At 72.0% G+C, this 21466-nt stretch carries 25 protein-coding genes; 18 read left to right on the top strand and 7 right to left on the bottom strand.

Annotation, left to right across the window (positions count from 1 at the left end; translation table 11 throughout):
- Nucleotides 1-61: 61 nt before the first annotated feature.
- Together D1J63_RS28045 and D1J63_RS28050 are read left to right on the top strand one after the other, a co-directional pair.
- Nucleotides 62-1168, top strand: a complete 1107-nt coding sequence (locus D1J63_RS28045) for an amidohydrolase family protein (RefSeq protein ID WP_125632678.1) — start codon at nt 62-64, stop codon at nt 1166-1168.
- 63 nt (nt 1169-1231) lie between these two features.
- Complete coding sequence (locus D1J63_RS28050; protein ID WP_125632680.1) at nt 1232-1975, top strand: nucleotidyltransferase domain-containing protein; 744 nt, start codon at nt 1232-1234, stop codon at nt 1973-1975.
- Here the strand turns inward: D1J63_RS28050 and D1J63_RS28055 are convergent.
- The 4 genes from D1J63_RS28055 to D1J63_RS28070 form a co-directional block, all read right to left on the bottom strand.
- Nucleotides 1930-2952 (bottom strand): COX15/CtaA family protein, encoded by a 1023-nt coding sequence (locus tag D1J63_RS28055; protein WP_125632682.1) that lies wholly within the window; start codon nt 2950-2952, stop codon nt 1930-1932. The two genes, D1J63_RS28050 and D1J63_RS28055, sit on opposite strands and share 46 nt — an antisense overlap.
- A gap of 55 nt (nt 2953-3007) precedes the next feature.
- Complete coding sequence (locus D1J63_RS28060; protein ID WP_125632684.1) at nt 3008-3817, bottom strand: ABC transporter permease; 810 nt, start codon at nt 3815-3817, stop codon at nt 3008-3010.
- Nucleotides 3814-4737: an ABC transporter ATP-binding protein gene (locus D1J63_RS28065; RefSeq protein ID WP_125632686.1), complete on the bottom strand. Its 924-nt coding sequence runs from the start codon at nt 4735-4737 to the stop codon at nt 3814-3816. Before D1J63_RS28065 ends, D1J63_RS28060 begins: the two co-directional genes overlap by 4 nt.
- Nucleotides 4738-4813: 76 nt before the next feature.
- Nucleotides 4814-5602, bottom strand: coding sequence for an AAC(3) family N-acetyltransferase (locus D1J63_RS28070; protein ID WP_125632688.1), 789 nt, complete (start codon nt 5600-5602; stop codon nt 4814-4816).
- A 171-nt stretch (nt 5603-5773) separates the two neighbouring features.
- Here D1J63_RS28070 and D1J63_RS28075 point away from each other — a divergent pair, with 171 nt between their 5' ends.
- From D1J63_RS28075 to dapD, 11 genes are all read left to right on the top strand, one after another.
- Nucleotides 5774-6532 carry a metalloregulator ArsR/SmtB family transcription factor gene (locus D1J63_RS28075; RefSeq protein ID WP_102928053.1) on the top strand — a complete coding sequence of 253 codons (759 nt, stop codon included), beginning with the start codon at nt 5774-5776 and terminating at the stop codon, nt 6530-6532.
- Nucleotides 6529-7950 (top strand): Fe-S cluster assembly protein SufB, encoded by a 1422-nt coding sequence (gene sufB, locus D1J63_RS28080; protein ID WP_061445394.1) that lies wholly within the window; start codon nt 6529-6531, stop codon nt 7948-7950. Before D1J63_RS28075 ends, sufB begins: the two co-directional genes overlap by 4 nt.
- Nucleotides 7951-8010: 60 nt before the next feature.
- Nucleotides 8011-9195, top strand: coding sequence for a Fe-S cluster assembly protein SufD (sufD, locus tag D1J63_RS28085; protein WP_102928052.1), 1185 nt, complete (start codon nt 8011-8013; stop codon nt 9193-9195).
- Nucleotides 9192-9509: a non-heme iron oxygenase ferredoxin subunit gene (locus D1J63_RS28090; RefSeq protein WP_019329250.1), complete on the top strand. Its 318-nt coding sequence runs from the start codon at nt 9192-9194 to the stop codon at nt 9507-9509. The genes sufD and D1J63_RS28090 overlap by 4 nt, the downstream gene beginning before the upstream one ends.
- Before the next feature lie 7 nt (nt 9510-9516).
- Nucleotides 9517-10281: a Fe-S cluster assembly ATPase SufC gene (sufC, locus tag D1J63_RS28095; RefSeq protein WP_061445397.1), complete on the top strand. Its 765-nt coding sequence runs from the start codon at nt 9517-9519 to the stop codon at nt 10279-10281.
- Nucleotides 10278-11534: a cysteine desulfurase gene (locus D1J63_RS28100; RefSeq protein ID WP_102928051.1), complete on the top strand. Its 1257-nt coding sequence runs from the start codon at nt 10278-10280 to the stop codon at nt 11532-11534. The genes sufC and D1J63_RS28100 overlap by 4 nt, the downstream gene beginning before the upstream one ends.
- 17 nt (nt 11535-11551) lie before the next feature.
- A complete protein-coding gene (sufU, locus tag D1J63_RS28105) occupies nt 11552-12022 on the top strand; it encodes a Fe-S cluster assembly sulfur transfer protein SufU (protein WP_102928050.1) in 471 nt (156 codons plus the stop codon).
- Nucleotides 12019-12351: a metal-sulfur cluster assembly factor gene (locus D1J63_RS28110; RefSeq protein ID WP_102928049.1), complete on the top strand. Its 333-nt coding sequence runs from the start codon at nt 12019-12021 to the stop codon at nt 12349-12351. Before sufU ends, D1J63_RS28110 begins: the two co-directional genes overlap by 4 nt.
- A gap of 102 nt (nt 12352-12453) precedes the next feature.
- Nucleotides 12454-12774 (top strand): multidrug efflux SMR transporter, encoded by a 321-nt coding sequence (locus D1J63_RS28115; RefSeq protein ID WP_125632691.1) that lies wholly within the window; start codon nt 12454-12456, stop codon nt 12772-12774.
- Entirely contained in the window at nt 12774-13367 is a 594-nt protein-coding gene (locus D1J63_RS28120) for a TetR family transcriptional regulator (protein ID WP_125632693.1), read from the top strand. The genes D1J63_RS28115 and D1J63_RS28120 overlap by 1 nt, the downstream gene beginning before the upstream one ends.
- Before the next feature lie 9 nt (nt 13368-13376).
- Nucleotides 13377-14366, top strand: a complete 990-nt coding sequence (dapD, locus tag D1J63_RS28125; protein ID WP_102928046.1) for a 2,3,4,5-tetrahydropyridine-2,6-dicarboxylate N-succinyltransferase — start codon at nt 13377-13379, stop codon at nt 14364-14366.
- Between the two features lie 90 nt (nt 14367-14456).
- Here dapD and D1J63_RS28130 read toward each other — a convergent pair whose 3' ends face one another.
- On the bottom strand, nt 14457-14645 hold the full coding sequence (locus tag D1J63_RS28130) for a hypothetical protein (RefSeq protein ID WP_164713006.1): 189 nt from the start codon (nt 14643-14645) through the stop codon (nt 14457-14459).
- 120 nt (nt 14646-14765) lie between these two features.
- Between D1J63_RS28130 and D1J63_RS28135 the strand changes: the two genes are divergently transcribed.
- Nucleotides 14766-14999 (top strand): hypothetical protein, encoded by a 234-nt coding sequence (locus tag D1J63_RS28135; RefSeq protein WP_125632695.1) that lies wholly within the window; start codon nt 14766-14768, stop codon nt 14997-14999.
- Here D1J63_RS28135 and dapA read toward each other — a convergent pair.
- On the bottom strand, nt 14984-15904 hold the full coding sequence (gene dapA / locus D1J63_RS28140) for a 4-hydroxy-tetrahydrodipicolinate synthase (RefSeq protein ID WP_164713007.1): 921 nt from the start codon (nt 15902-15904) through the stop codon (nt 14984-14986). The genes D1J63_RS28135 and dapA overlap by 16 nt on opposite strands.
- Nucleotides 15905-16064: 160 nt before the next feature.
- Between dapA and D1J63_RS28145 the strand changes: the two genes are divergently transcribed.
- The 3 genes from D1J63_RS28145 (at nt 16065) to D1J63_RS28155 (ending at nt 17776) form a co-directional block, all read left to right on the top strand.
- Nucleotides 16065-16484, top strand: coding sequence for a phage holin family protein (locus tag D1J63_RS28145; RefSeq protein ID WP_125632700.1), 420 nt, complete (start codon nt 16065-16067; stop codon nt 16482-16484).
- Nucleotides 16481-16945 carry a DUF3618 domain-containing protein gene (locus D1J63_RS28150; RefSeq protein WP_125632702.1) on the top strand — a complete coding sequence of 155 codons (465 nt, stop codon included), beginning with the start codon at nt 16481-16483 and terminating at the stop codon, nt 16943-16945. Before D1J63_RS28145 ends, D1J63_RS28150 begins: the two co-directional genes overlap by 4 nt.
- A gap of 123 nt (nt 16946-17068) precedes the next feature.
- A complete protein-coding gene (locus D1J63_RS28155) occupies nt 17069-17776 on the top strand; it encodes an antibiotic biosynthesis monooxygenase (protein ID WP_125632704.1) in 708 nt (235 codons plus the stop codon).
- Between the two features lie 22 nt (nt 17777-17798).
- On the opposite strand, the gene D1J63_RS28160 is transcribed toward D1J63_RS28155, so the two are convergent.
- Nucleotides 17799-19637, bottom strand: a complete 1839-nt coding sequence (locus D1J63_RS28160) for an endonuclease/exonuclease/phosphatase family protein (protein WP_125632706.1) — start codon at nt 19635-19637, stop codon at nt 17799-17801.
- A gap of 217 nt (nt 19638-19854) precedes the next feature.
- Here D1J63_RS28160 and D1J63_RS28165 point away from each other — a divergent pair, with 217 nt between their 5' ends.
- Entirely contained in the window at nt 19855-21279 is a 1425-nt protein-coding gene (locus D1J63_RS28165) for a hypothetical protein (protein WP_125632708.1), read from the top strand.
- Nucleotides 21280-21466 lie beyond the last annotated feature (187 nt).

Here is a 21466-nt window from a genome sequence, read left to right on the forward strand (position 1 = left end):
GTTCACCCGTTAGGACCGTAGGAAGCCGTATAGGCGAACGGTCCCAGCACGGGGAGCCCGGATGATCGAAACGCCGTCCCTGGTGGACCAGTACTGCCACGGCGTCCTGCGAACGGAGCTGGGCCTCGGCACCTTCGAGGCCCAGCTGGCCCGCACCGAGGGCCCGCCCGCCCCGGGCACCACCCTCTTCGACACCCAGACCGGCTTCGCGGTACGCCGCTGGTGCCCGCCCTTGCTCGGCCTGGAACCGCACTGCCCGCCCGCCCGCTACCTGGCCCGGCGCCGCGAACTGGGCGTCATGGAGGCCGACCGCAGGCTGCTGCGCGGCAGCGGCATCACCACCTACCTGGTCGACGCCGGGCTGCCCGGCGACCTCACCGGCCCCACCGAGATGGCCACGGCCGCGGACGCCGACACCCGCGAGATCGTGCGCCTGGAACTCCTCGCCGAGCAGGTCGCCGACACCTCCGGCACCGTCGAGTCCTTCCTGGCCAACCTCGCCGAGGCCGTGCACGGCGCCGCCGCGAACGCGGTCGCCTTCACCTCCGTCGCGGGGGTACGGCACGGCCTCGCCCTCGCCCCGGAGCCGCCCGGCGCGGGCGAGGTGCGCGGGGCCGCCGCCCGCTGGCTCACCGGGCGCGAGGTCGGCGGGGAGCTGAGCGACCCGGTGCTGCTGCGCCACCTGCTGTGGATCGCGGTCGCCTCCGGCCTGCCGCTCCAGCTGCACGCGGGCCTCGGCGAGCCGGGACTGCGCATCGACCGCACCGACCCGGTCCTGCTCACCGACTTCGTGCGGGCCACCGCGGGTCTCGGCACCGACCTGGTCCTGCTGCACGGCTACCCGTACCATCGCCACGCCGCCCACCTGGCCGGCGTCTTCCCGCACGTCTACGCCGACTCCGGCGCCGCCCTGGTGCGCACCGGCGCCCGCGCGGCGACGGTCCTCGCGGAGATCCTGGAGCTGGCCCCCTTCGGCAAGATCCTCTTCTCCAGCGGCGCCCAGGGACTGCCCGAGCTGCACGTGGTCGCCGCCCGCCTGTTCCGCGAGGCCCTGGGCAGGGTGCTGGGCGCCTGGGTGGCCGAGGGGGCGTGGGCGCTCGGGGACGCGCAGCGGGTGGCCGCGATGATCGCGTCGGGGAACGCGGGACGGGTGTACGGGCTGGAGTGACGGGTGTACACACCGCGGTGACGCCGCTGTACACACCGGAGCGATGCGCCGAGACTGGGGCGCATGCCGACCGACGCCCTGCTCGACCGCTTCCTCACCGGCCTCGCGCCCCTCGACCCCGTCGCCGTCTGGGCGCACGGCTCACTGGGCGCGGGCGACTACCAGGAGGGCCGCAGCGACCTCGACCTGATCGCGGTCCTGCCCCGGCCGGCCACGGCCCGCACGGCCTGGCGCATCGGACTGCTCCACGCCCGGCTGCGCGACGAGCCCCTGGCCGGACTGCTGCACTGCACATACCTGTCGCCGGACACGCTCGCCGACCCGGCCCGGCGGCATCCGACCTGGGCCCACGAACAGCTGTTCAAGCGGCCGGTCACCCCCGTCACCCGGCGCGAACTGCACAGCTTCGGCCGCGTCCTGCACGGCGAGTCGCCGAATCGGCTGCTGCCTCCGGTACCGGAGGCGGAACTGGACGCCTTCGTCGTCCGTGACCAGCGGGACTTCTGGCGGCCGAACGTGCGTAGGGCGGAGCTGTGGTCGCAGGACGTCTGGGTCGACCTGGGCCTGATCACCTTCGCCCGCGCCACCGTCACGCTGCGGGAGGGCCGCCTGATCACCAAGCGGGAGGCGCTGGCGGAGCTGCCCGCCCTGGGCGCCCCCGGCGAGGTCGTCGAGGACGTCGCCGAGCGGCGGTACGGGAACGGCGAGCGGCCCGCGGCCACGGCGGAGTGGACCGCGCGCCGCGCCGAGCTGACCCGGAGCTACCTGGGACCGGCCATCGACACGCTGGTGGCGTCGTACTCCTGAGCGGGCAGTCCGGGCGCCGTCTCCTCGGGCCGCTCGCGCAGCGCCAGCAGCACCCGCAGCACCGCGATCCACATCAGGCACGAGCCGAACATGTGCAGGCCGACGAGGATCTCGGGCAGGTCGGTGAAGTACTGGATGTAGCCCACCGCACCCTGGGCGAGCAGCACCAGGAACAGGTCACGGGTGCGGGCCAGCGGGCCCTTGGGGGCGTCCACGGCCTTCAGCACGAACCACAGGGCGAACGTCAGCGTGACCACGATCCACGCCAGGACGGCGTGCGCCTTGCTGATCATCTCCCAGTCGACCGGCATCCGCGGCACGTCGCTGGAGTCGCCCGCGTGCGGTCCCGCGCCGGTGACCACGGTGCCGACCGTGATCAGCAGTGCGGAGACGGCGACCATCACCCACACCAGCTGCTGCACGGACCTGCCGACCAGCGGGCGCGGTGCCGCGTCGCCCTCCCGGGTGCGCTGCCACATCACCGTGGCCAGCGCCAGCAGCGCCGTCGTCGCCACGAAGTGGGCCGCGACCGTGTACGGGTTGAGCCCGACGAGCACGACGATGCCGCCGAGCACCGCATTGCTCATCACGACCCAGAACTGGGCCCACCCCAGCAGGGTGAGGCTGCGCCGGTACGGCTTCTGCGAGCGGGCGGCGATGATCGCCCAGCCGACCGCGGCACACAGCACGTAGGTCAGCATGCGGTTGCCGAACTCGATGATGCCGTGGAAGCCCATCTCGCTCGTGGTGGTGAGCGAGTCGTCGGTGCACTTGGGCCAGGTCGGGCAGCCGAGCCCGGAGCCGGTGAGCCGGACGGCGCCGCCGGTGACGACGATGATCACGGACATCACGAGGGGCGCGAGGGCCGCCCGCTGAACCGTCCGGGGGTGCGGGGTCCAGCGCGCGGCGATGAAGGCGAGCGGGTTGCGCACGGCGGCTGCGGCGTCGGCGCGGGTCACGTTTGGCACGCCGTCCATCGTAGGCGCCCGCTTGTGCACGCTTTCACGAGGGTCCGTCCTGTGGCATGTGTCCCTACTCCCAGCGGAAGAACTTCCCCGCGGCCGCGAGCCCCGCGACCGCCCACACGGCGAGGATTCCCAGGTCGCCCCAGGGCATCGAGGCCCCGTGCTGGAGCACGTCCCGCAGTCCGTCCGACAGGGCGGAGATGGGCAGCAGCCCCAGCACGTCCTGTGCCGCGTCCGGGAACCTGTCCAGCGGCACGATCACCCCGCCACCCACCAGGAGCAGCAGGAAGACCAGGTTCGCGGCGGCCAGCGTGGCCTCCGCCTTCAGCGTGCCCGCCATCAGCAGACCGAGCCCGGAGAAGGCGGCGGTGCCGAGGATGAGGAGCAGCAGCACGGCCCCCGGGTTGCCCTGCGGCGACCAGCCCAGCGCGAAGGCGATCACCGTCAGCAGCACGATCTGGAGCACCTCGGTGACCAGGACCGACGCCGTCTTGGCGGTCATCAGCGCCCAGCGCGGCAGCGGGGAGGCGGCCAGCCGCTTCAGCACCCCGTACCGGCGCTCGAAGCCGGTGGCGATGGCCTGGCCCGTGAACGCCGTCGACATCACCGCCAGCGCGAGGACGCCGGGGGCGAGGAAGTCGACCGCCTCCCCGGCCCCGGTGTCGATGATGTCCACGGAGCTGAACAGCACGAGCAGCAGCGTCGGGATGATCACCGTCAGCAGCAGCTGCTCGCCGTTGCGCAGCAGCATCTTCGTCTCGAGCACGGCCTGCGCCGCGATCATCCGCCCGAGCGGTGCGGCGCCGGGCCGGGGGGCGTACGTCCCCGTGCCGCCGGGCGTGCCCGTGTCCCCAGGGGTCCCTGTCGTCGTGGTCACCCGCGCAGCTCCTTGCCGGTCAGCTCCAAAAAGACGTCCTCCAGCGTGTGCCGCTCCACCGAGATGCGGTCCGGCATCACCCCGTGCTGCGCGCACCAGGACGTCACCGTCGCCAGCAGCTGCGGGTCGATCTTGCCGTTCACCCGGTAGGCACCCGGGGTCGTCTCGGCGGCGGCGGAGTCCGGGGGCAGCGCCTTGAGCAGGGACGCGACGTCCAGTCCGGGCCGGCCGGTGAACCGCAGGGTGTTCTCGGCGCCGCCGCGGCACAGCTCCTCGGGGGAGCCCTGGGCGACGACCCGGCCGGCGTCGACGATGGCGACGTCGTCGGCCAGCTGCTCTGCCTCGTCCATGTGGTGCGTGGTGAGGATCACCGAGACGCCGTCGGCGCGCAGGTCCCGGACGAGGTCCCAGGTGGCGCGGCGGGCCTGCGGGTCGAGTCCGGCGGTCGGCTCGTCCAGGAACACCAGCTCCGGGCGGCCGACCACGGCCATCGCGAGGGCGAGCCGCTGCTGCTGCCCGCCCGAGAGCCTGCGGTAGGTGGTGCGGCCGCACGAGCCGAGACCGAGCCGTTCGATCAGCGCGTCGACGTCCAGCGGGTGGGCGTGCAGCTTCGCCACGTGGCGCAGCATCTCGTCCGCGCGGGCGCCGGAGTAGACGCCGCCGGACTGGAGCATCACACCGATCCGCGGGCGCAGCCCGGCGCCCTGCCGCACCGGGTCCAGGCCGAGGACACGCACGGTGCCGGAGTCCGGTCTGCGGTATCCCTCACAGGTCTCGACGGTGGTCGTCTTGCCCGCCCCGTTGGGACCGAGCACGGCGGTGACACCCGTGCGGGCCACCAGGTCGAGGCCGTTCACCGCGGTCTTCGTGCCGTACCGCTTCACCAGGGCCTGGACCTGGACCACGGGCTCGCTTCGCATGGGTCACGAGTTTAGGGAGACGGACGACCGCCCGGGCGCGCGGGTGTGGACAACCTCCTCACACCGGCGACGGGGCTCACTCGCGGGGGCGGTGCACGGGCAGCCACCGCTCGGCGTGGGCGACCGCGTCGGCCAGCGGGAACAGGCGTGCGTCGGCCGCGCCGACCCGGCCGCGCACGACGGGGCGGTCCCGTTCGAAGTCGTGCCCCAGTTCGTCGAAGCGCTCCGACGTGATCGACACCTCGGTCACCCGCTCCCAGCCCACCGGTCCCGGGCGCCCCACCTCCACCAGCGGGGCGGGGATCCGGTACTCGGCGAGGTGGAAGGCCGTGCACGCGTCGTAGCCCGCGCCGAGCAGCAGGACCCGGGCGCCCAGCCGTTCCAGCGTGGCCAGAGGGCTGCGCTCGCCCAGCCGGCAGTCGGTCGCGTGCCCCGCGACCACCTCGGCGGCGCGGGCGCCGAGGGCCGCGAAGGAGGTCTGCGGATGGGCGCTGCGCCGGGCGCCCGGCCAGGTGCGCACCGTCTCCGGGACCACCCCGACGCCGCGCGAGGGCGTGATCAGCGGGTCGTACGGGGGCGTGGCCGCGCGCACGGTCTCCCACCACTCCTCGGGCACCGGCGGGCTGGTCCACAGGGCCGGGTCGGAGAGGTCACCGGTCTGGGTCGGGACCACCAGGGTGCCGCCCGGACCGAGGACGTCGAGGAGCGCCTGGACGACCGCGACGGGGCCGCCGCAGACCCAGCCGAGGGAGCTGAGGGAGGAGTGCACGAGGAGCGTGTCGCCGGTGTGCACCCCCAGTTCGCGCAACCCGGCGGCGAGCGTGCCGCGGGTGACGAGTGGGCCGGTCGGAGGGGGTGTGGGCATGCGGGGGAGTGTCCCGGAAGGCGGGTGCGGACGCCAGTGAATTGGCCCGCGGATGATCGATCAGAGATCGTTTCCGCAGGTCACCTTAGGTATGCCTAAGTGACGCAGGGCACCGTCGGATGATCCGGACGCGGCTTGCCCGGTCCCGAGGAATTACGCAACAATGGCGTTGTGAAAAACGTCGGTGAGGCTCCGCAGGAGGAACTCGCGACCGGTGAGCGGTCCACCCGCAACCGTGTCGCGCGCTCCATCCTGGACCACGGGCCGTCCACTGTCGCCGAGCTCGCCGGGCGCCTGGGCCTGACCCAGGCCGCCGTCCGGCGCCACCTCGACGCCCTGGTCGCCGACGACGTGGTCGAGGCCCGCGAGCAGCGGGTCTACGGCGCGCGCACGCGCGGACGGCCCGCCAAGGTCTTCGCGCTCACCGACTGCGGCCGGGACGCCTTCGACCAGTCGTACGACAAGCTGGCCGCCGACGCCCTGCGCTGGATCGCCGAGCAGCAGGGCGGGGAGCAGGCGATCGCCGCCTTCGCCCGCGCCCGGATCGCCGCCCAGTCGGGCGCGTACCGCAAGGCCGTGGAGTCCGTCCCCGCCGAGAAGCGCGCGGAAGCGCTGGCCAGGGCCCTGACCAAGGACGGGTACGCTGCTACCGCGCGGAGCGCGCCCCACCCCCAGCAGGGCGAGCAGCTGTGCCAGCACCACTGCCCGGTCGCCCACGTCGCGGAGCAGTTCCCGCAGCTGTGCGAGGCGGAGACGGAATTTTTCGCCGAGCTGCTCGGTACGCATGTACAGCGGCTCGCGACCATCGCGCACGGCGACGGGGTCTGCACCACGTTCATTCCGAAGACTTCGCACGCGCCACCGACGGCGCGCGCGCCCAAGAACACCGCTCACGCATCTGCAAGCACGGCCGGGAGGAACCCCGCATGACTCTCCCCACGGAGACTGCTCACCCTGAGCTCGAGGGCCTGGGCAAGTACGAATACGGCTGGGCCGACTCCGACACGGCCGGCGCCTCTGCCAAGCGCGGTATCGACGAGGACGTCGTCCGGGACATCTCCGCGAAGAAGAACGAGCCGGAGTGGATGACCAAGCTCCGCCTCAAGGGCCTGCGCCTCTTCGAGAAGAAGCCCATGCCGAACTGGGGCTCGGACCTGTCGGGGATCGACTTCGACAACATCAAGTACTTCGTGCGCTCCACGGAGAAGCAGGCGGAGTCCTGGGAGGACCTGCCCGAGGACATCAAGAACACGTACGACAAGCTCGGCATCCCCGAGGCGGAGAAGCAGCGCCTGGTCGCCGGTGTCGCCGCGCAGTACGAGTCCGAGGTCGTCTACCACCAGATCCGCGAGGACCTGGAGGAGCAGGGCGTCATCTTCCTGGACACCGACACGGCCCTGAAGGAGCACCCGGAGCTCTTCAAGGAATACTTCGGCACCGTCATCCCCGTCGGTGACAACAAGTTCGCCTCGCTGAACAGCGCCGTGTGGTCCGGCGGCTCCTTCATCTACGTGCCGCCGGGCGTGCACGTCGAGATCCCGCTCCAGGCCTACTTCCGCATCAACACGGAGAACATGGGCCAGTTCGAGCGGACCCTGATCATCGTCGACGAGGGCGCCTACGTGCACTACGTCGAGGGCTGCACCGCGCCGATCTACAAGTCGGACTCGCTGCACTCCGCGGTCGTCGAGATCATCGTCAAGAAGAACGCCCGCTGCCGCTACACGACCATCCAGAACTGGTCGAACAACGTCTACAACCTGGTCACCAAGCGCGCCGTGGCGTACGAGGGCGCGACCATGGAGTGGATCGACGGCAACATCGGCTCCAAGGTGACGATGAAGTACCCGGCCGTCTACCTGATGGGCGAGCACGCCAAGGGCGAGACCCTGTCCATCGCCTTCGCGGGCGAGGGCCAGCACCAGGACGCCGGCTCCAAGATGGTCCACATGGCGCCGAACACCTCCTCCAACATCGTCTCGAAGTCCGTGGCGCGCGGCGGCGGCCGCACCTCCTACCGCGGTCTCGTCGAGATCGGCGAGGGCGCCCACGGCTCCAAGTCGAACGTGCTGTGCGACGCGCTGCTCGTCGACACCATCTCCCGCTCCGACACGTACCCCTACGTGGACGTCCGCGAGGACGACGTGTCCATGGGCCACGAGGCGACCGTCTCCAAGGTCTCCGAGGACCAGCTCTTCTACCTGATGAGCCGCGGTCTGAGCGAGTTCGAGGCGATGGCGATGATCGTGCGCGGCTTCGTCGAGCCGATCGCCAAGGAGCTGCCCATGGAGTACGCCCTCGAGCTCAACCGGCTGATCGAGCTGCAGATGGAGGGCGCGGTCGGCTGACCCCCGCCCCCACCGCAGTCACCAGATCCAGGAACGTAGGAAGAGAGCAGACCGACAGCCATGGCTGAGGCTCAGAACATCCCCGTGGGGTCCACCACCGCGGGCCAGATCGCGGTGGCCGCCGAGTCGACCGTCGCCACGCGCATGAGCGCGCCCGCGTCCTTCGACGTGGCGGACTTCCCGGTCCCCCACGGCCGCGAGGAGGAGTGGCGGTTCACCCCGCTGGAGCGGCTGCGCGGGCTGCACGACGGCACCGCCGTCGCCACCGGTGACGGCGTGAAGGTCGACGTCGACGCGCCCGAGGGCGTCGTCGTGGAGACCGTCGGCCGCGACGACGCGCGCATCGGCAGGGCCGGCACCCCCGTGGACCGGGTCGCCGCCCAGGCCTACTCGGCGTTCGAGAAGGCCGGCGTGATCACCGTCCCCAAGGAGACGGTCCTCACCCAGCCGATCCGCGTCACCGTGCACGGCGAGGGCGGCACCGCCTACGCCCACCAGGTCGTCGAGCTGGGCGCCTTCGCCGAGGCCGTCGTCGTCATCGACCACACCGGTGACGCGGTGCTCGCCGCCAACGTCGACTACGTCCTGGGCGACGGCGCCAAGCTGACCGTCGTCTCCGTACAGGACTGGGACGACAAGGCCGTCCACGTCGGCCAGCACAACGCGCTGGTCGGCCGCGACGCGACCTTCAAGTCCTTCGTCGTCACCTTCGGCGGCGACCTGGTCCGCCTCCACCCGCGCGTCGCCTACGCCGGGCCCGGCGGCGAGGCCGAGCTGTTCGGCCTGTACTTCACCGACGCCGGCCAGCACCAGGAGCACCGCCTCCTGGTCGACCACAACGTCCCGCACTGCAAGTCCAACGTCGTCTACAAGGGCGCGCTCCAGGGCGACGACGCGCACGCGGTCTGGATCGGCGACGTGCTCATCGAGGCCGCGGCCGAGGGCACCGACACCTACGAGATGAACCGCAACCTCGTCCTCACCGACGGCGCGCGGGTCGACTCCGTGCCGAACCTGGAGATCGAGACCGGCGAGATCGTCGGCGCCGGTCACGCCTCCGCCACCGGCCGCTTCGACGACGAGCAGCTCTTCTACCTGATGGCGCGCGGCATCCCCGAGCTGGACGCCCGCCGCCTGGTGGTCCACGGCTTCTTCGCCGAGCTGGTCCAGCAGATCGGCGTCGCGGACATCGAGGAGCGGCTGCTCAGCAAGATCGCTCAGGAGCTGGAGGCGTCGGTCGCATGACCTTCGTACGCGTCTGTGGAGCGGACGAGCTGGAGGAGGACACCCCCAAGCGGGTGGAACTCGACGGCACGCCGATCTCCGTCGTGCGGACGGAGGGCGAGGTCTTCGCGATCCACGACATCTGCTCGCACGCGAACGTCTCGCTGGCCGAGGGCGAGGTCGACGACTGCCACATCGAGTGCTGGCTGCACGGCTCGCGCTTCGACCTCCGCTCCGGCAAGCCCGACAGTCTTCCGGCGACGCGCCCCGTCCCCGTATACCCCGTAAAGATCGAAGGGGACGACGTGCTCGTCTCCCTCACCCAGGAGTCCTGAGGCACCCATGGCAACGCTTGAAATCCGAGACCTGCACGTCACCGTCGAGGCCGACAACGCCACGAAGGAGATCCTCAAGGGCGTCGACCTCACCGTGAAGCAGGGCGAGACGCACGCCATCATGGGCCCCAACGGCTCCGGCAAGTCGACCCTCGCCTACTCGCTGGCCGGTCACCCCAAGTACACGATCACCGGCGGCTCCGTCACCCTCGACGGCGAGGACGTCCTGGAGATGTCCGTCGACGAGCGCGCCCGCGCCGGCCTCTTCCTCGCCATGCAGTACCCGGTCGAGGTCCCCGGCGTCTCCGTCTCCAACTTCCTGCGCACCTCCGCCACCGCCGTCCGCGGCGAGGCCCCCAAGCTGCGGCACTGGGTCAAGGAGGTCAAGGAGGCCATGGAGCGCCTCAACATGGACCCCGCCTTCGCCGAGCGCAACGTCAACGAGGGCTTCTCCGGCGGTGAGAAGAAGCGCCACGAGATCCTCCAGCTCGAGCTGCTCAAGCCGAAGGTCGCCATCCTCGACGAGACCGACTCCGGCCTGGACGTCGACGCCCTGCGCGTCGTCTCCGAGGGCGTCAACCGCGTCCGCGAGACCGGTGAGGTCGGCACCCTGCTGATCACGCACTACACGCGCATCCTGCGCTACATCAAGCCCGATCACGTCCACGTCTTCGCAAACGGCCGCATCGCCGAGTCCGGCGGCGCCGAGCTGGCCGACAAGCTGGAGGCCGAGGGCTACGAGGCATACACGAAGGGCGGCGCATCCGAGTGACACAGCTGCCGGGCCTCCTCGACACCGAGGCGATCCGCAAGGACTTCCCGATCCTGGACCGAGTGCTCCACGACGGGCGGAAACTCGTCTACCTCGACAACGCCGCGACCTCGCAGACCCCCCGCCAGGTCATCGACGTGCTCGACGAGTACTACGAGCAGCACAACGCCAACGTCCACCGTGGCGTGCACGTCCTCGCCGAGGAGGCCACGGCGCTGTACGAGGGCGCGCGTGACAAGGTCGCGGAGTTCATCAACGCGCCCTCGCGCGACGAGGTGATCTTCACCAAGAACGCCTCGGAGTCCCTCAACCTGGTCGCGAACATGCTGGGCTGGGCGGACGACCCCTACCGCGTGGACCACGACACCGAGATCGTCATCACGGAGATGGAGCACCACTCCAACATCGTGCCGTGGCAGCTGCTGGCGCAGCGCACCGGTGCGAAGCTCCGCTGGTTCGGTCTCACCGACGACGGCCGCCTGGACCTGTCCAACATCGACGAGGTCATCACCGAGAAGACGAAGATCGTCTCCTTCGTGCTGGTCTCCAACATCCTGGGCACCCAGAACCCGGTCGAGGCGATCGTGCGCCGCGCCCAAGAGGTCGGCGCCCTCGTGTGCATCGACGCCTCCCAGGCCGCGCCGCACATGCCGCTGGACGTGCAGGCGCTCCAGGCCGACTTCGTGGCCTTCACCGGCCACAAGATGTGCGGCCCGACCGGCATCGGTGTGCTGTGGGGGCGCCAGGAGCTCCTGGAGGACCTCCCGCCGTTCCTCGGCGGCGGCGAGATGATCGAGACCGTCTCGATGCACTCCTCCACGTACGCCCCGGCCCCGCACAAGTTCGAGGCGGGCACGCCGCCGATCGCCCAGGCGGTCGGACTCGGCGCGGCGATCGACTACTTGAACTCGATCGGCATGGACAAGATCCTCGCCCACGAGCACGCGCTGACCGAGTACGCGGTCAAGCGCCTGCTGGAGGTCCCGGACCTGCGCATCATCGGCCCCACCACGGCCGAGGAGCGCGGCGCGGCGATCTCCTTCACGCTGGGGGACATCCACCCCCACGACGTGGGCCAGGTCCTCGACGAACAGGGCATCGCGGTCCGGGTCGGACACCACTGCGCCCGCCCCGTCTGCCTGCGCTACGGAATTCCTGCGACCACGCGAGCGTCGTTCTATCTGTACTCCACGCCGGCCGAGATCGACGCACTGGTCGACGGCCTGGAGCACGTACGGAACTTCTTCGGCTGACGGGACGAGCGAAGAGCATGAAGCTGGACTCCATGTACCAGGAAGTCATCCTGGACCACTACAAGAACCCGCACGGGCGGGGCTTGCGGGATGGCGACGCCGAGGTCCACCACGTCAACCCCACCTGCGGGGACGAGATCACGCTCCGCGTGAAGTACGACGGCACGACGATCAGCGACGTCAGCTACGAGGGCCAGGGCTGCTCCATCAGCCAGGCCAGCGCCTCCGTGCTGAACGACCTGCTGGTCGGCAAGGACCTGGCCCAGGCGCAGCGGATCCAGGAGACCTTCCTGGAGCTGATGCAGTCCAAGGGCAAGGTCGAGCCCGACGACGCGATGGAGGAGGTCCTGGAGGACGCGGTCGCGTTCGCCGGGGTCTCGAAGTACCCGGCCCGGGTCAAGTGCGCCCTGCTGAGCTGGATGGCCTGGAAGGACGCGACGGCCCAGGCGCTGGAAGGCGCCGACGCCGAGAAGGAGACGACGGCATGAGCGAGACCGTGGAAATGAAGCCGGCCTCGGAGGAGGAGCTCCGCGAGGCCCTGATGGACGTCGTGGACCCCGAGCTGGGCATCGACGTCGTCAACCTCGGCCTGATCTACGGCATCCACGTCGACGAGGCGAACATCGCCACCGTCGACATGACCCTGACGTCGGCGGCCTGTCCGCTGACCGACGTGATCGAGGACCAGGCCAAGTCCGCCACGGACGGCCTGGTCAACGAGCTGCGCATCAACTGGGTCTGGATGCCGCCGTGGGGCCCGGACAAGATCACGGACGACGGCCGCGAGCAGCTGCGCGCGCTGGGGTTCAACGTCTGAGCCACACCGGCAGCACTGGTCAGGGAAACGGCGGCGCCTTCGGGTGCCGCCGTTTCCCGTGTTCGCACCCGCCCGCGTCCGTCGTTATGTACGCTCGTACACATGGGATATCTGCTCCTGGCCGGAGCCATCGCCGCCGAAGTCGCCGGCACCACCGCCATGAAGTACAGCGAGGGCTTCAGCAGGCTGGTGCCGTCCCTGCTGACGGCCCTCGCGTACGTCCTCTCCTTCACGCTCCTCGCCCAGACCCTGAAGGTCCTCGCCGTCGGCACGGCGTACGCCATCTGGGCCGGAGTGGGCACGGCCGCCATCGCCACCATCGGCGTGGCCTTCATGGGCGAGGGAATGACGCTCACCAAGGCCGCCGGCATCGCGCTGATCATCGTCGGTGTCGTCGTCCTCAATCTGGGCGGGGCGCACTGATGGCCCGCCGCCACGACCCGGAGCGCCGCCAGCGCATCATCGACGCCGCGATCCGCGTCGTCGGGCAGAAGGGCATCGCCGGCCTCAGCCACCGCACCGTCGCCGCCGAGGCGGACGTGCCGCTCGGCTCCACGACCTACCACTTCGCGACCCTGGACGACCTCATGGTCGCCGCCCTGCGCCAGGCCAACGAGGGCTTCGCCAAGGTCGTCGCCGCCCACCCCGCCCTGTCCGACCCCGGGGCCGACCTGCCCGCCGAACTGGCCCGCGTCCTCGGCGAGTGGCTCGGCGGCGACCGCACCGGCGTGGAGCTGGAGTACGAGCTGTACCTCGCCGCCCTGCGCCGCCCCGCCCTGCGTCCCGTCGCCGCCGAGTGGGCCGAGGGCGTGGGCGCCCTCCTGGCCGCCCGCACGGACCCGGTGACGGCCCGCGCCCTGGTCGCCGTCCTCGACGGCATCTGCCTCCAGGTCCTGCTGACGGACACGCCGTACGACGAGGAGTACGCGCGCGAGGTGCTGGCCAGGCTGGTCCCCGCGCCCGGTACCCGAGACGGCCGGGGTCCCGGCTCGCTTCCACCGGCGGCGGCCGGTTAGGTTGCCCTCATGACCGACACGACTGCTCCCCGCACCACCGGCGCCGTGGCCGCCGGCCTCGCCACGATCGCCGCCGACGGCACCGTCCTCGACACCTGGTTCCCGGCCCCCGAGCTGACCGACGAGCCCGGTCCCTCCGGCACCGAGCGCCTGAGCGCCGAACGGGCCGCCGAACTCCTCGGCGGCGGCGCCACCGCCGCGGTCGGTCCGGACGCCCGCCGCGGTGTCGAGGTGGTCGCGGTCCGCACGGTCATCTCCTCGCTGGACGAGAAGCCGCTCGACACGCACGACGTCTACCTGCGCCTGCACCTGCTCTCCCACCGCCTGGTCAAGCCGCACGGCCTCAGCCTGGAGGGCCAGTTCGCCTTCCTCGCCAACGTCGCCTGGACCTCGCTGGGCCCGGTCGCCGTGGACGACATCGAGAAGGTCCGCCTCAACGCCCGCGCCGAGGGCCTGCACCTCCAGGTCACCTCGATCGACAAGTTCCCCCGCATGACGGACTACGTCGTCCCCAAGGGCGTCCGCATCGCCGACGCCGACCGCGTCCGCCTCGGCGCCCACCTCTCCGCGGGCACCACGGTCATGCACGAGGGCTTCGTCAACTTCAACGCCGGCACGCTGGGCACCTCGATGGTCGAGGGCCGCATCTCCGCGGGCGTCGTGGTCGGCGACGGCTCCGACATCGGCGGCGGCGCCTCCACCATGGGCACCCTCTCCGGCGGCGGCAACGTCCGCATCACCATCGGCGAGCGCTGCCTGGTCGGCGCCGAGGCGGGCGTCGGCATCGCGCTGGGCGACGAGTGCGTGGTCGAGGCCGGCCTCTACGTCACCGCGGGCACCCGCGTCACCATGCCCGACGGCCAGGTCGTCAAGGCCCGCGAACTCTCCGGCGCCTCCAACATCCTCTTCCGCCGCAACTCGGTCACGGGCACGGTGGAGGCCCGCCCGAACAACGCCGTGTGGGGCGGCCTGAACGACGTCCTGCACAGCCACAACTGAGCCGACGCCGGTTCGCCGAGCGCCCTTTCCGCATGCCGCGGGGAGGGCGCTCGGGCGTTCGGGGGAGCCGCGGGGAGCGGTCCGCGGCGCTCACCGTTTCAGGGCCCGGTACCTCTTCAGCAGCGCGCTGACGCGGGCCTGGTCGGCGGCTCCGTTCAGCTCGGTCAGGAGGTCGTCGGGGCACAGTTCGTAGTGGTCGCCCCACCAGCGGCGGCCCTTGGTGTCCCAGATGCGGTAACCGCCCGGGACGCCCCGGGCCACGTAGCGTCTTCTGCTCATCGCGGGCAACCGTATCCGCACGTACGGATGACTGCCCGTGACCTACCGGTGGGCTCGGCTGATGAAGGGGTGGACGCAGAGTCCGATCACACGCCGATCAGACGAGACGAGGGGCCCGGGATGACGACGAACGAGAGGGCGGGGGCCGTGGGGCGCCTGCTGGCCGGGGCGGGAGCCGCGGTGCTGGTGTGCCTGGCCACGGTGGGAGCGGCGCACGCGGACGAGACCACCACCGGGTCGCACAACGGCCCCAGGGTCGGCCTCCTCAACGTCCACGTGGGGCAGATCGACGACCCCGCGGAGGACGTCCTGGAGCACACCCTGCTCTTCGGTGACGGCTACGCCTGGAACTGAGCGGTGCCGGCGGCCAGTTCCCCGTAGGCCGCCAGCAGACCGGCCGTGGTCCCCGGGTCCGCGGGCCGCAGCGGTGCGCGGACCGGCCCCGCCGGCAGGCCCAGCGCGCCGAGCAGGGCCTTCGCGGTGACCGTGCCGGGCAGGCCGGCCGCCATCATCGACTCGATGAGCGGGACCGCCCGGCGCTGCAGCAGGGCGGCCCGCCCGGTGTCGCCCGCGTCGAAGGAGTCGAGGACGGACCGGAACAGGCCCGGCACGACGTTCGCGACGGTGCTGACGCATCCCGCCGCGCCGATCGCGTAGAGGGCGAGCACCTGTTCGTCGCAGCCCGCGTAGTACGCCAGATCCGTGCGGGAGAGCACCTTCTGGGTGCCGAGGAGGTCGTACGCGCAGTCCTTGACGGCGACGATCCGGGGGTGCCCGGCCAGGCGGACGACGGTGTCGGGTTCGATGCGGGTGCCGGTGCGGCCCGGGATGTCGTACAGCATCACGGGCAGGCCGCTCGCGTCGGCGACCTCGCGGAAGTGCGCCTCCAGGGCGTCCTGCGGGGGCCTGCTGTAGTACGGCGCGACCACCAGCAGTCCGTCCGCGCCGGCCTTCTCGGCGGCCAGTGCCAGTTCCACGGTGTGCCGGGTGTCCGCGGTGCCGACCCCGGCGACGAGTGCCGCGCGGTCGCCGACCGCCTCCCGGACCGCCGCCACGAGCGCCGCCTTCTCGGCGTCCGACGTGGTCGGCGACTCGCCGGTGGTGCCGGACAGCACCAGGCCGTCGCAGCCCCGCGCGACCAGGTGCTCGGCGAGGCGCCGGGCGCCGTCGAGATCGAGCGCGCCGGACTCGGCGAAGGGCGTGACCATGGCGCACAGGGTGCGGCCGAAGGGGGCGGGGCGGCGGGCGTCTGTCGTCATGGGAGTAGTGTCGGCGGCCCGACGGTGTAGCTCCACTTAATTCTCCTACGAGGTATCTGTAAGGGGTGCTTCGCGGACAGGTGGGCGCGGTACGGGTGCGGGTAGTGCCGCTCGGGCCGGGGTACCCGGGGTGCTCCGAACCGAGAGGAGGCGGGAACCCGTGACCGGAACCATGCACACCAGGCCGGTGCGCGACGAGCAGCACTCCGTGGGCGAACTCGTCGGGCAGGCCACCGAACAGCTCTCGCGCCTCGTGCGCCAGGAAGTGGCCCTCGCCAAGATGGAACTGGCCGAGAAGGGCAAGCGCGCCGGGGTCGGCGGCGGAATGCTCGGTGCCGCGGGCGCCATCGCCTACGTGGGCCTGTTCGCCCTGGCCGGCACGGCCGTCGCCGCGCTCTCGCTGGTGCTGCCCGTCTGGGCCGCGGCGCTCATCGTGACGGGGGCGCTCTTCGTGATCGCCGGCATCCTGGCCGTCACCGGTCGCGCCCAACTCCGCCGGGCCGTACCCCCCAAGCCCGAGCAGACCCTCGGCAGCGTCAGGGCCGACGTCGACCAGATCAGGGAAAGGGCACATCGATGACCGACGCGACGAGCCGGGACGGTACGAGGAGCGGCTCCACCGCGCAGCCGGTCGGAGGGGCCAAGGGCCCCGACGAGCTGCGGCAGCAGATCGAACGGACCCGCGGCGAACTCGGCGACACCGTGGAGGAACTCGCGGGCAAGGCCGACGTGAAGGGCCGCGCCAAGGCCCGGGCCGCCGACCTGAAGGACAGGGCCGGGGCCATGTCCGTGCAACTGCGCAGCTCCGCCGCACACGCCGGACACGCCGTACAGGACAAGGCGGGCCGGGCCGGTCGCACGGCGCATCACCGCGCGGGGCGGGCCCAGGACGCCGCGGAGCGGCACGCGCCGCCTGGCCGGGCGCGGGGCGCGGTGCGCGCGGGGCTCGGGCATCCGCGCGCCGTGCTCGTCGCCGGGGCGGCGGCGGGTGTGGTGGTCGCGGCGGGCCTCGTGCGGCGCCGTCACCACGGGTCCTGCTGAGAACACGCTGCCGGGAGGGGCTTGACCTCAACCTTGGTCGAGGTCCGAGGGTGGTGCGTGCACCCACCGTGCGCGCACCACCCTCGCGGTGCGCCCGACGACCACCGACCACCGGAGGCCGGCATGACCCGCCGCACCGACGCCCACCCCCAGCTCACCCGCCCGGACGCCCTGGCGCCCTTCTTCAGCACCTGGCGAGTGGGCACCCCCGAACGGCAGCGGCAGACCGTCGACGCCATCGCCCGCACCTGGGAGAGCCGGCCCTGGCCCGCCAACGACCTGCGCGGCTACCACGTCTACACCGGTCATGACGGCAGCACCCTGCTCCACCACTCCCAGTGGGCGAGCGAGCAGGCCTACGAGGCCTTCGCCAAGACGCACCGGCAGGAGCGCGTCGACGAGATCGACACCGCCGTACCCGGCATCGAGCGGCTGGCGCTCAACCGGTACCGGCGCTACCGCAGCGCCACCCGCGAGGACCGGGCGGCAGCCGTCGTCCCCGGCTGCATCGTGATCGTCGACGTCGAGTTCGAGGGACCCGACCCTGACCGGCAGCGCGCCTGGGTCGACGCCGTCTTCGAGGCCCTGGAGAGCGAGCCGGACCCGCACCCCGGAGGCATCTCCGCCCACTTCCACCTCAGCACCGACGGCACCCGGGTCCTCAACTACGCCGAGTGGGAGAGCGCCCAGGCCCACATCGACGCCCTCGCAGCACCCGGCGACGGCGTCGGCTCGGCGACGCCCGCGTGGGAGCGGGTCCAGAACTGGCCGGGTCTGAAGAGCAGCACGGTCGGCCGCTACGACCACGCGCTGGGCCTCGTGCCCCGCTGAACCCGCCCCCGGAGCGCGCCGGTTACGGACGGAACCGCAGCACCTGCGGGTCGTGGTCGCTGATCTGGTCGTGGAACTCGGCGTTGACGTGGACGCTGTCGTAGGACAGGTGGCCGCGGCGGACCGACGGACTGACCAGGATCTGGTCGAGCACCTGGCTGTTGCCCTGGTAGACGTACGAGTAACGCTCCCTCCGCGGCAGCGACTTCACGGCCGACCACAGGGCGCCGCCGTCCTCCAGCAGGCGCGCGGTCTCGGAGAACTCGAAGTCGTTGATGTCGCCGAGGGCGACGACGTCCGCGTTCTTCTGGGCGGCCAGGATCTCCTTGACGAAGGTGTTCACCACCTTCGCCTGGGCGTGGCGCTGGGTCTCCGAGCCGCGCGACGGCGGCTGGTACTGCGCCGTCAGACCCTGGTCGCCGCCCTTGGAGTTGAAGTGGTTGGCGATGACGAACACCGTCCGGCCGCGGAAGACGAACTCGCCCGCCAGCGGCTTGCGGCTGTCCTCCCAGGCCGGGTCCGCCGGGTCGACCCGGCCGGGGGAGAGGGTCAGCGCCGCCTTGCCGCGCACCTTGCGCACCCCGGTCGCCGTGGTGGCGTCGCCGCCCGCACGGTCGGTGAAGGAGACCCGCTCCGGGTTGAACAGGAACGCCTGGCGGATGTTGCCGCCGGGCTGGCCGCCGTCCGCCTTGTCGACCGGGTCGATGCCCCGCCAGTCGTAGCGCGGGCCGCCGGCCGCGACGATGGCGTCGATCAGCTTCCGGACCGTCTCGTCGGCCGCGACGGTGCCGTCGTCCGTGGCGCCGTTGTTGTCCTGGATCTCCTCCAGGGACACGATGTCGGGCGACTTCAGACGGTGCACGATCGTTTCGGCGTGCGCGGTGAAGGTGTCGTCCGACGGGTCGAGGTTCTCCACGTTGTACGTCGCCACCGCCAGCTCGCGCGCGCTCTGTCGGCGCGTCGACTCGCGCTCCGTACCGCCGCTCTCCAGGGTGCCGATCTCGCTCGCGACCAGGGTGTAGCCGCCGTACTGGTTGTAGTCCAGCGGACCGGCGGTGGTGCCGGCCAGCCTGTCGCCCACGTTCGCGTCGGGGAAGTCGGCCGGCTTGCCCAGCGACTGGATCTGCAGCCGGCCGGAGTTCTGGTCGTCGTAGGAGCCGTAGACCGTGCCGCCGCGGCGATTGGCGTTCTCCCAGGGCTTCACCGTGACCCACAGCTCGGTGTACGGATCCGAGGCGCCGACGACGCGGGCGTCGGACACCCGGACGTTCATGCCCTCCAGGGACTCGTAGTAGTCCAGGGCGTACCGCGCGGGCTTCAGCGGCAGGGCGTTGACCGAGCCGTTCGCGCCCGGGTCGCCCTTGGGAGCGTACGCCCGGGGCACGGAGCGGGCGGAGACGGTCGTCGCGGCCGGGAGCGCGTTGCCGCTCGAGACGACGGAGACCGTCGGGCGGGTGATCTCGGTCAGCGACTGGTTCCCCGACGACGTGCCGCCGGGCACGTACTCCGAGACCGTGCCGGAGACGGTGACCGCGTCACCGACGGCGACCTCCGGAGCCTTGCCGGTGAAGACGAAGACGCCCTCGCTGGTGGCCGGGTCGGCGTCCGGCTGCGGGTCCTGGATCCAGAAGCCCTTGGAGGAGCCGTAGCCGCGGACTCCGGTGACGATTCCGGCCACGTCCGTGACCTGCTTGCCGGCGTACGGCGACAGCCTGGTGCTGCCCTGGACGTCGTGGACGCGCACGGGATCGGCCGCTGCCGAACCGGCGTGCGCGGGCACGGTGAGGACGACGGTGGACGCGGCCGAGCAGACGGCGGCGACGGTGAGCGCGGCGAGGCGCGCGGAGGACTTGCTGGCCAACGGATCCCTCCGGGGACGTGACGTGGCGCGGGGACTCTACGCGCGTCAATCTCCAGCCTGGTCCGGCCAGTTGTCAAGGTTTCGGCCATGTACACCACTCGACGGGGAGATGAACCGGGCGGCATGGGGCGAAACCCGTCTAGGCTGGGCCGTTGAGCCGTACGCGGTCCCAACGCGGCCGTACGGTGGTCAAGAGGCGCGCGAGGAGAAACTTCCGATGTCAGACAGCTCCACCCTGCCGCCCGCACGGCTGCGCCCGGAAGCGGAGCTGGCCCGCGACGCGCTGTCCGCGCCGGTGCTCGCCCGGGCCGCGCGGCTGGCCCGCTGGGCCGGTCCCGACACCCGCGTCGACGCCGGGGGCGGACTCGTCGAGGAACAGCTGCCCGCGGCGGCCGAACAGCTCGGGCTGAGCGGGGACGACGCCGCCGCCCACGCGAGCGAGGCCTGGCGGATCGCCGTGGACACCGGGCTGGTCGAGATCACCGACGAGGAGGCGGGCACCGTGACCGCCGGCGAGGACCTCGCCCTGCTCACCGGTTCCCCCCAGGACGTGCTCGGCGTCTGGCTCACCGCCCTGGAAGCGGTCCTCGCCGACGCGAGCGTGCCCGACCTCGACGACCTGGTCGACGCGATGGCCGAGGGCGGCGAGGTCGACCTGTCCTCCCTCGACTGGGACCCCGACGCCGAGTCCGAGTTCCTCGACGGTGTGCTCGGCAACCTCTACCTGCTCACCGTCGGCGAGGACGGCCCCGGCGACGCCCCGGTGCCGCTGCCCGCCCTGGCCGCCTCCGTGATCGTGCCCAGCGACATGGGCGAGCCCAGCAACGAGGTCCTGGAGCAGGTGTCGGACGCGATGATGCGCCTGGACGACCAGTTCCGGCTCCTCGAACCGGTCGGCCTCGTCGAGTACCAGCCGGTCGACGAGGCGCTCATGGCCGACGCCGACGAGGAGCCCGCCGCCCCGGTCGACGAGGCCGACGTCACCCGCTACGGCATGGTGCGGCTCACCCCGCTCGGCCTGTACGGACTGCGCGCCCGGCTCCTGGACGCCGGCTTCGACGCCCCGGCGGTCGGCGACCTCGCCGACAAGGGCGCCGACGCGCTGCTCGACGGCACCGCCCCCTTCCCGCCGGCCGCCGCCCACGCCGAGACCGAGCTGTGGCTGGCCGGACGCGGCCCGCTCGACGCCGCCCGCGAACTGCTCGCGGCCGCCCGCGGCTTGGACCCCGGCGCGCCCCTGCGCCGGCTCCGCTGCCAGCAGGCGCTCTCCCTCGTCGGCGCCGAGGCCGAACCCGCGCTGCGGGAGGTCCTCGACGACGCCGAACTGGGCGGTCTGGCCCGCGTCTGGCTCACCGAGCACGGGGCGCGGGACGTACCGGCCCCCTCGCAGGACATGGTCTTCTGGCTGACCATCGACACCGTCGCCGCACAGCTCGCCGCCGAAGGCAACTCCGAGGAACTGCGTGCCCTGGTGGAGGGCCTCGCCCAGCAGCACAGCGGCTTCTTCGACACGGCCTGGCGGGTCGAGCACCCCGCCACGCCGGACGTCCTCGAGGCGATGGGACGGCTGCACCCCGACAAGAAGATCGCCAAGGAGGCCCGCAAGGCGGCGTTCAAGGCCCGCTCCCAGCAGGGCGGCTGAGCGCCCCGGGGCGGCGTACGGGGACGGGACGGCGGCCGAGCGGCGAGTGGAACGTGTCGGCCGCCGAGTGCCGGGCGGAACGGGGCGGCGGCCGAGCGGCGTACGGGACGCGGCAGGCGGCGGCGGGCGGTGGCCCGGGGTGGGGGAGAGGTCTCCGCCAGTTCAACTTCCGTTCAGGCACCGCCGG

The organism is Streptomyces sp. KPB2 (assembly GCF_003950055.1).
Taxonomy (GTDB): Bacteria; Actinomycetota; Actinomycetes; order Streptomycetales; family Streptomycetaceae; genus Streptomyces; species Streptomyces salinarius.

What these genes read in the sequence shown, in the direction of transcription:
- D1J63_RS28045 (WP_125632678.1), top strand. Translation starts at nt 62, where the DNA reads ATGATCGAAACGCCGTCCCTGGTGGACCAGTACTGCCACGGCGTCCTG.
- D1J63_RS28050 (WP_125632680.1), top strand. Translation starts at nt 1,232, where the DNA reads ATGCCGACCGACGCCCTGCTCGACCGCTTCCTCACCGGCCTCGCGCCC.
- D1J63_RS28055 (WP_125632682.1), bottom strand. Translation starts at nt 2,952, where the DNA reads ATGGACGGCGTGCCAAACGTGACCCGCGCCGACGCCGCAGCCGCCGTG.
- D1J63_RS28065 (WP_125632686.1), bottom strand. Translation starts at nt 4,737, where the DNA reads ATGCGAAGCGAGCCCGTGGTCCAGGTCCAGGCCCTGGTGAAGCGGTAC.
- D1J63_RS28070 (WP_125632688.1), bottom strand. Translation starts at nt 5,602, where the DNA reads ATGCCCACACCCCCTCCGACCGGCCCACTCGTCACCCGCGGCACGCTC.
- sufB (WP_061445394.1), top strand. Translation starts at nt 6,529, where the DNA reads ATGACTCTCCCCACGGAGACTGCTCACCCTGAGCTCGAGGGCCTGGGC.
- sufD (WP_102928052.1), top strand. Translation starts at nt 8,011, where the DNA reads ATGGCTGAGGCTCAGAACATCCCCGTGGGGTCCACCACCGCGGGCCAG.
- D1J63_RS28090 (WP_019329250.1), top strand. Translation starts at nt 9,192, where the DNA reads ATGACCTTCGTACGCGTCTGTGGAGCGGACGAGCTGGAGGAGGACACC.
- sufC (WP_061445397.1), top strand. Translation starts at nt 9,517, where the DNA reads ATGGCAACGCTTGAAATCCGAGACCTGCACGTCACCGTCGAGGCCGAC.
- sufU (WP_102928050.1), top strand. Translation starts at nt 11,552, where the DNA reads ATGAAGCTGGACTCCATGTACCAGGAAGTCATCCTGGACCACTACAAG.
- D1J63_RS28110 (WP_102928049.1), top strand. Translation starts at nt 12,019, where the DNA reads ATGAGCGAGACCGTGGAAATGAAGCCGGCCTCGGAGGAGGAGCTCCGC.
- D1J63_RS28115 (WP_125632691.1), top strand. Translation starts at nt 12,454, where the DNA reads ATGGGATATCTGCTCCTGGCCGGAGCCATCGCCGCCGAAGTCGCCGGC.
- D1J63_RS28120 (WP_125632693.1), top strand. Translation starts at nt 12,774, where the DNA reads ATGGCCCGCCGCCACGACCCGGAGCGCCGCCAGCGCATCATCGACGCC.
- dapD (WP_102928046.1), top strand. Translation starts at nt 13,377, where the DNA reads ATGACCGACACGACTGCTCCCCGCACCACCGGCGCCGTGGCCGCCGGC.
- D1J63_RS28130 (WP_164713006.1), bottom strand. Translation starts at nt 14,645, where the DNA reads ATGAGCAGAAGACGCTACGTGGCCCGGGGCGTCCCGGGCGGTTACCGC.
- D1J63_RS28135 (WP_125632695.1), top strand. Translation starts at nt 14,766, where the DNA reads ATGACGACGAACGAGAGGGCGGGGGCCGTGGGGCGCCTGCTGGCCGGG.
- dapA (WP_164713007.1), bottom strand. Translation starts at nt 15,904, where the DNA reads ATGACGACAGACGCCCGCCGCCCCGCCCCCTTCGGCCGCACCCTGTGC.
- D1J63_RS28150 (WP_125632702.1), top strand. Translation starts at nt 16,481, where the DNA reads ATGACCGACGCGACGAGCCGGGACGGTACGAGGAGCGGCTCCACCGCG.
- D1J63_RS28155 (WP_125632704.1), top strand. Translation starts at nt 17,069, where the DNA reads ATGACCCGCCGCACCGACGCCCACCCCCAGCTCACCCGCCCGGACGCC.
- D1J63_RS28165 (WP_125632708.1), top strand. Translation starts at nt 19,855, where the DNA reads ATGTCAGACAGCTCCACCCTGCCGCCCGCACGGCTGCGCCCGGAAGCG.